General features: G+C 67.6%; 9 protein-coding genes. 3 read left to right on the plus strand and 6 right to left on the minus strand.

Annotated elements, in window-relative coordinates; all coding sequences use genetic code 11:
- Positions 1-49: 49 nt before the first annotated feature.
- From IC63_RS11400 to IC63_RS11420, 5 genes are read right to left on the minus strand one after another with little or no spacing between them, the layout of a single operon-like run.
- A complete protein-coding gene (locus IC63_RS11400) occupies positions 50-658 on the minus strand; it encodes an O-methyltransferase (RefSeq protein ID WP_036720426.1) in 609 nt (202 codons plus the stop codon).
- Entirely contained in the window at positions 655-1,689 is a 1,035-nt protein-coding gene (locus tag IC63_RS11405) for a MaoC family dehydratase (RefSeq protein ID WP_036720428.1), read from the minus strand. The genes IC63_RS11400 and IC63_RS11405 overlap by 4 nt, the downstream gene beginning before the upstream one ends.
- A complete protein-coding gene (locus IC63_RS11410; RefSeq protein WP_036720429.1) occupies positions 1,686-1,892 on the minus strand; it encodes a DUF1737 domain-containing protein in 207 nt (68 codons plus the stop codon). The genes IC63_RS11405 and IC63_RS11410 overlap by 4 nt, the downstream gene beginning before the upstream one ends.
- A gap of 2 nt (positions 1,893-1,894) precedes the next feature.
- Complete coding sequence (locus IC63_RS11415; RefSeq protein WP_036720431.1) at positions 1,895-2,446, minus strand: NnrU family protein; 552 nt, start codon at positions 2,444-2,446, stop codon at positions 1,895-1,897.
- Positions 2,447-2,459: 13 nt separating this feature from the next.
- The gene (locus IC63_RS11420; RefSeq protein WP_036720432.1) at positions 2,460-3,326 is read right to left on the minus strand and encodes an HpcH/HpaI aldolase/citrate lyase family protein; all 867 of its coding nucleotides are present in this window, start codon (positions 3,324-3,326) and stop codon (positions 2,460-2,462) included.
- A 211-nt stretch (positions 3,327-3,537) separates the two neighbouring features.
- Here IC63_RS11420 and IC63_RS11425 point away from each other — a divergent pair, with 211 nt between their 5' ends.
- Positions 3,538-4,059, plus strand: coding sequence for a YciE/YciF ferroxidase family protein (locus IC63_RS11425; RefSeq protein WP_036720433.1), 522 nt, complete (start codon positions 3,538-3,540; stop codon positions 4,057-4,059).
- An 83-nt stretch (positions 4,060-4,142) separates the two neighbouring features.
- Here IC63_RS11425 and IC63_RS11430 read toward each other — a convergent pair whose 3' ends face one another.
- Entirely contained in the window at positions 4,143-4,889 is a 747-nt protein-coding gene (locus IC63_RS11430; RefSeq protein ID WP_036720435.1) for a sulfite exporter TauE/SafE family protein, read from the minus strand.
- A gap of 114 nt (positions 4,890-5,003) precedes the next feature.
- On the opposite strand from IC63_RS11430, the gene mdh reads away from it, so the two are divergent.
- A complete protein-coding gene (mdh, locus tag IC63_RS11435; RefSeq protein ID WP_036720437.1) occupies positions 5,004-5,966 on the plus strand; it encodes a malate dehydrogenase in 963 nt (320 codons plus the stop codon).
- 177 nt (positions 5,967-6,143) lie between these two features.
- The coding region (locus IC63_RS11440; RefSeq protein WP_036720438.1) for a calcium-binding protein at positions 6,144-7,316 on the plus strand (1,173 nt) is incomplete at its 3' end.

Here is a 7,316-nt window from a genome sequence, read left to right on the forward strand (position 1 = left end):
CACAATTCATGCCGCGCTGCGGCGGATCACGCCCGTGACCGTGCCGACCTTAGCCCGGAACCACGAACCACGGGATGATGCGGTTGATTTCGCTGGGGCTCAGCGCGCGCGGTTCCAGCTGCCAGCGCGCCATCCGGCCGATCATCTGGGGCGGCCCGGCCAGCGTCTCGGCGGCGTGATAGGCGGTGCGGGCGGCGTAATCGTCCCACAGCACCGTCAGCGGCGCGGTCGCGTTCAGCAGGGTGGCCGCGAAGCAGCCCAGCCGGAAGCGGCCGTCGATCAGCACCAGGTCGGGCGCGCCCTCGCCCGGCGAAGGGTCGGTCCAGGGCGACAGGGGATAGGCGCTGAACTTGCGGAACGCCCCGGGCCCACTGGGCTTGCCCCACTGGCCGACCGGGCCGATATCGACATGGCGCACCACCAAGCCGTCGCGCTCTGCCCCGGCCTCGGCGATCCAGCGCCGCACCCGCCGGGCCCAGCCCGGGTCGCTTTCGATCGACAGCAACGCAGCCTGCGACTCGGTTGCTGCGATCAGGGTCGAGCCGCCGGCGCCGTATTCGACGATCCGCCGCGCGGCGCGATAGGCGCTGCGGACGGTCTCGGCCTCGGCCTCGGGCATGTGCAGCCTGGCGCCGTTCTCGATCCCGTCCACGCTCACAGCGGCATCAGCGCCCAATAATCGAGGTCCAGCAGCACGTGGCTCGCGTATTTTCCGCCCTCGCCCTTGAGCGTGGTGTCGCCGGGCGCGCCCTTGTGGGCGACCAGCCGCAGACGGATCGCGCCGACGCCGGGCGCGTCGGTTTCCGCCTTGTCCAGCACCTCGGACCACGCCCGCACGGTATCGCCGGCGAAACACGGGTTGGCGTGCGCGCCGCCGTTCAGCGCCACGATCATCTGGGCGTTGGCCAGCCCGTTGAAGCTCAGCGCGCGGGCCATGCTGATGACATGGCCGCCATAGATCAGCCGCTGGCCATCCTCGCGGAAGGTGGCGTCGAAATGCACCTTGGCGGTGTTCTGCCATAGCCGGGTGGCGAGCATGTGCTCGGCCTCCTCGATGGTCACGGCATCGACATGGTCGATGATCTCGCCCACCGCATAGTCGCCCCAGCGATGCGGCTCGCCCGCCAGCTCGAAGTCATAATTGGTGAAATCCAACCCCTCGGGCACCACCAGATCCGCCGGCGCAACCACCTTGGCCAGCTGCGGCACGTCCTCGGCCGGGGCCGGCGCGGCGGCGTCGCGCTTGCGCACCATCACCCAGCGGACATACTCCAGCACCACCTCGTCGTTCTGGTTCAGCCCGCGGGTGCGGACATAGACGTTGCCCGAGGTGCCGTTCGAGTTCTGCTTGACCCCGATCACCTGTGATTCCGACCGCAGCGTGTCGCCGGGATAGACCGGCTTCAGCCAGCGCCCCTCGGCATAGCCCAGATTCGCCACCGCGTTCAGGCTGATGTCGGGGACGGTCTTGCCGAACACGACGTGGAACGCCAGCAAATCGTCCAGCGGGCTGCCGTCCAGCCCGCAGCGGGCCGCGAAGTCGTCCGAGGAATAGATCGCCCCCCGGGCCGGATACAGCGCGTGATACAGCGCCCGCTCGCCCTCGGCGACGGTGCGCGGGATGGCGTGGCGGATCACGTCGCCGACGCGGTAATCCTCGAAGAAGCGGCCGGGGTTGGTCTTGGTCATTGCTGTCCCAGTTTCATGTCGGGGGAATAGTCGTCGGCGATCTCTTTCGTGACCGCCTGCGCACAGCGCATCACGCCGCGCGTCGCATCGAAGGCCATGCTGGGCGAGCCGTGCAGGCTCCATCCCCTTGACAGCGCGAGGCTGACCTTGTGGCAGAAGGCCGCGGTGTCGTCCTCGGTCAGCAGGCGATAGATCGTGGCCATGCTCAGGCTCCGAACGGGTTGGGGCCGATCCAGCCGTGGATCAGCCCGACGACGAGGAACACCGCCACGGCGGCGGCGAGGGTGGTCCATTCCTTGCGCACCGGCACCGGATGGGCGGGCGGCGTCCAGCCGCGGTCCTGGGCGTTGATGATGGCGATTTCCGCCAGCGCCCAGGCCAGCAGCCCGCCGAACAGCACTACCGAGGGCAGGTCGCCGTTGGTCAGCAGATGCGCCACCGCCCACAGCGAGAACCCGATCAGCTGCGGATGGCGCAGCCGCACCCCCAGCCGCGACTTCGCGCCCGAGGCGGCGAACAGGTAGAACCCCGCCAGCACCAGCAGGTTGTTGATACCTTTCAGCATCGGCGTCGCCGCCCACCAGATCGTCGCCTCGGCGCTGCGATAGCCGATCACCATCAGGATGATCGACAGCACCAGCATCCCCGCCACCATCGGCTTTTCGCTGCCGCGCATGGCCCGGTGAAGGCCCGGAAAGACGCGCTTCGCCAGATGCGCGAAGGACCACAGCAGCACGCCCAGGATCAACAGAACCATCGCTCGCCCTCCCTCAGCCCTGGCCGGGCGCAGTCTGCCCCTGCCCGCCCATCGCCGCAATCGCCTCTGCGCGGGCGAGCGTCTTGCGGGCGGTGTCCACGTGGAGGTTCTCGACGATGCGGCCGTCCACCACGGCGACGGCCTTGCCCTCGGCGATGGCGGCCTCGTAAGCCTCGATCTGGCGGCGGCTGAGGTCGATCTCGGCCTCAGAGGGCGCAAAGGCGGCGTTGGCGATTTCGAGCTGCGCGGGGTGGATCAGGGTCTTGCCGTCGAACCCCATGTCGCGGCCCTGTTCGCATTCGGCGCGCAGCCCGTCCTCATCCTTGAAGGCGTTGAAGACGCCGTCCACGATCACCTTGCCATGCGCCTTGGCGGCCAGCACGCACAGCCCCAGCCCGGTCTGCATCGCCAGCCGGTCGGGGCGGTTGCGGCTGCCCAGTTCCTTGGCCAGGTCGTTGGTGCCCATGACCATGCCCGCCAGCCTCGGATGGGCGGCGATGGCGGCGGCGTTCAGCATCCCGGCGGCGGTTTCCATCATCGCCCACAGCGGTGTGTCGCCGGTGATCGCGGCCACCGCGTCCAGGTCGGCGGGCGAGGACGCCTTGGGCACCAGCACCGCGTCGGCGCCGGTCGCAAAGACCGCGGCGTCGTCGCGGCCCCATTCGGTGTCCAGCCCGTTGATCCGCACGATCCGGGCGCGGGGGCCGTAATCCTGCCCCAGCGCGGCGCGCAGCGTGTCGCGGGCGGCGGGCTTTTCGGCCGGGGCGACGGCGTCCTCCAGATCGAAGATGATCGCATCGGCCGCCAGCCCGCGCGCCTTCTCAAGCGCGCGCGCGTTGGAACCGGGGATATACAGGACCGAGCGATACGGACGGGACATGGCACAACCTTTTGTTCAGTGCGCAAGAATCGTGCGCGTGACTGCCCCGTTCGGCAGGAAACGGCAAGCCCCCCGGCGCGGCAGGGGGCGCCGGGTGCGGAAGCGACCCTGATCTTTGTTTGCCCGAGGAAACCGAATGGCGGCGCAGCGCCTTGTAGTGTCGCGGGCGGGATTTCCCGCCCTTCCCGATTTTCACCGAAAGGACAGCACGATGGCGACCGAACAGATGGGACTGGAAGACCTGCTCAAGCACGGCCTGCAGGACATGTATTACGCCGAGGGCAAGATCCAGAAAGCGCTGCCCAAGATGATCAAGGCGGCCCAGGACGACGAACTCAAGTCCGGGCTGGAAAAGCACCTGGAAGAGACCGGCCAGCAGCTGACCAAGCTGGAAGAAGCGTTCGAGCTGCTGGGCGAAAAGGCCAAGGGCGAGAAATGCGACGCCATCGAGGGCATCCTCAAGGAAGGCGACTCGCTGCTTGAGGATTTCGGCGGCACCCAGACCGGCGACGCGGCGATCATCTTTTCCTGCCAGGCGGTCGAGCATTACGAGATTGCCCGCTATGGCAGCCTGCGCGCCTATGCCGAGCTGCTGGGCATGGATGACGTGGCCCAGCTGATGTCGGAAATCCTTGACCAGGAGGAAGCTGCCGACGAGCTGCTGTCCGAAATCGCCGAAGACCGCGCCAACCCGATGGCTGCCGGCGAAGACGACGAAGACGCCGACGCCTGATTTGCGCCAGATCCCGGCGCACCATAATATGGAAGGGCCTGCCGCACCGACGGGCCCTTTTTTCTTTCCGCAATGTCGAACGCTCAGCGCAGGGCGTCCCAGATCAGCTTCAACGACACCAGCAGCAGCGCCCAGGTGATGAACAGGAAGAACGACCGGTGCGGGATCCGGCGGACCAGCCAGACCCCGGCAAAGACCGACGCCGCGGCGACCGGGATCATCGCCGCGGCCTTGCCCAGGTTCCCCACGCCCAGCTGCCCCAGCGCCGCATAGGGGATCAGCTTGACCGCGTTGACGACGGCGAAGAAGACGGTGACGGTGCCGGCATAGGTCTCTTTCCCCAGCCGCAGCGGCTGGACATAGATCTGATAGGGCGGCGCACCGGAGTGGCTGACGAAGCTTGTATAGCCGGTCAGCAGCCCCCAGAACGTCCCCCTGCCCCAGTCCGCCGCGCGCGGGGGCGCGTCCGCCGGGGCCGGGCGCAGCAGCGTCACCAGCGCGAAGGCCAGCCCGATCACGCCCACGATGCCGCCGATCATCCGGTCGTCCACCATCGAGGCGGTGGCCCAGCCCAGCGCGATGCCGGCGACCGCGCCGGGCAGCAGCCGCGACAGCACCCGGCGGTCCCAGTGGCGGCGATAGGCGATCAGGCCGAACACGTCCGACACGACATAGACCGGCAGCAGGATGCCCGCCGCCTGCACCGGCGACATGACCAGCGCCAGGATCGGCACCCCGAGCATGCCGACCATCGACAGACCGCCCTTGGCCAGCCCGACCAGCGCCGAGGCGATGGCCAGCAAGAGCCAGCCCCAGATCGTCAGCTCCATCCGTCCATCCCGGCGCCTTTAGCGCAAACAGCCCCGCGCCGCCCGGTGTCGTCCCTTGCACGGTGCGGGGCAAGGGGCTATCGCGGCCCAAACATCAGCCAAACGGAGGACTCCATGGCCCGTCCCAAGATCGCCCTCATCGGCGCCGGCCAGATCGGCGGCACCCTGGCGCACCTGGCCGCCATCAAGGAACTGGGCGACGTCGTCCTGTTCGACATCGCCGAGGGTACCCCGCAGGGCAAGGCACTGGACATCGCGGAATCGGGTCCCTCCGAGGGCTTCGACGGGTCCTTCAAGGGCACCAACGACTACGCCGACATCGCCGGCGCCGACGTCTGCATCGTGACCGCCGGCGTGCCGCGAAAGCCGGGGATGAGCCGCGACGACCTGCTGGGCATCAACCTCAAGGTCATGAAGTCGGTGGGCGAGGGCATCAAGGCGCACGCACCGAACGCCTTCGTCATCTGCATCACCAACCCGCTGGACGCGATGGTCTGGGCGCTGCGCGAGTTCTCGGGCCTGCCGCACGAGAAGGTCGTGGGGATGGCCGGCGTGCTCGACTCGGCCCGCTTCCGCCACTTCCTGGCCGAGGAGTTCGGCGTCTCGATGCGCGACGTGACCGCCTTCGTGCTGGGCGGGCATGGCGACACCATGGTGCCGCTGACCCGCTATTCCACCGTCGCCGGCATCCCGCTGCCGGACCTGGTGAAGATGGGCTGGACCACGCAGGACAAGCTTGACCAGATCGTCCAGCGCACCCGCGACGGCGGCGCCGAGATCGTTGCGCTGCTGAAGACCGGCTCGGCCTTCTACGCCCCGGCGACCTCGGCGATCGAGATGGCCGAGGCCTATCTGCGCGACCAGAAGCGCGTCCTGCCCTGCGCGGCCTACGTCAAGGGCGCATATGGGCTGGACGGGATGTATGTCGGCGTGCCGACCGTGATCGGCGCGAACGGCATCGAGAAGGTTATCGAGATCGAGATGAACGCGGACGAGCAGGCGATGATGCAGAAGTCGATCGACGCCGTGAAGGGCCTGGTCGAGGCCTGCAAGGGCATCGACAGCTCGCTGAGCTGAGTCTTTCCTCAACGTCGAGCCATGCAACGGACGGTCCGCTGGGCCGTCCGTTGACGTGTGGGCAACCCTTCCGGCAGTTTGCCGCGGGCAAGCGGCATTCTGCTGACATTTGATAATTGACCCGTCGGCGCGGCGGGGGCTACCGACATGAGCATCCCCTCATCGCGGATGGCTCCCATGGCAGATATTCCCGGAAATACCTCGACCACCTCGGTGCTGACCGGCACCGGCGTGTTTTCGTCGTCGCTTGAAATCGATGGCGACAGCGACTGGTGGCGGGTGAACCTCGTCGCCGGACGGACCTATGATTTCACCTTGTCGGGCGATGGCAGCGCCGCCAGCCTGGACGATGCGGATTTCTATATACTCGACAGCACCGGCGCGACGCTCAAGTCGACCTATACCTACAGCGGCGGTCCGATCGTCCTGTCGATCACGGCCAGCTATACCGGCAGCTTCTATGTCGCTGTCGCGGACGGCAGCTCGGACAACGCGGCCGAGGGCAACTACGTCCTCAGGACCCGCATGAACGACGTTTTGCCCAACGACAACTCGACGACCGGGATCGCCCGCAACGGACTGACGGTCGGGTCGCTGGAAGCCTCGGATGATGCGGACAGGTACGCGGTGAACCTGACGGCGGGGCAGCGCGTCGATTTCACCCTGTCGGGCGACGGCAGCGCCACCAGCCTCGATGACGCGGATTTCTTCCTGCTCGACCAATACGGCAACACGATCGCCTCGACCTATACCTATAGCGGCGGCCCGGTGTCGCTTGCGGCGACGGCAAGCTATACCGGCAGATATTACCTGGTCGTCGCCGACGGTTCTGCCGACCGCGCGCCGGAAGGCAATTTCCGCATCGATGCCCGACTGACCGACACCGTCGTCGCCGACACCGCGACAACGGCCGTCATCCGCGAAGGCACCAGCCTGGCCGGCAGGATCGACGCACGCGGCGACGCCGACTGGATAAGGATGGCGGCCGTGGCGGGCCGGACCTACAGCTTCACGCTCAGCGGCGATGGCTCTGCCGACGCGCTGGGCAGCAAGGAACTCATCCTGCGCGATGCGCAAGGCAACCAGATCGACTATGACTATACCTACGGCACGGGTGTGGTCACGATCACCTGGAAAGCGACCTCGAGCGGTCCGGTCTTCCTGGACGCGCATGGCAATTCATCGACGAGTTGGGGGAATTATCGCCTGTCGGTGGTCTCGGACGCGCCCCTGCTGACCGGCACCGCGGGCAACGATGCCCTGACCGGAGGGGCCAATGCCACGCGCATCGTGGGCCTGGCCGGCAACGACTCGCTGGACGGCGGGGCGGGCAACGACACGCTGGTGGGC

Origin of the sequence: Paracoccus sphaerophysae (assembly GCF_000763805.1) — a bacterium.
Taxonomy (GTDB): Bacteria; Pseudomonadota; Alphaproteobacteria; order Rhodobacterales; family Rhodobacteraceae; genus Paracoccus; species Paracoccus sphaerophysae.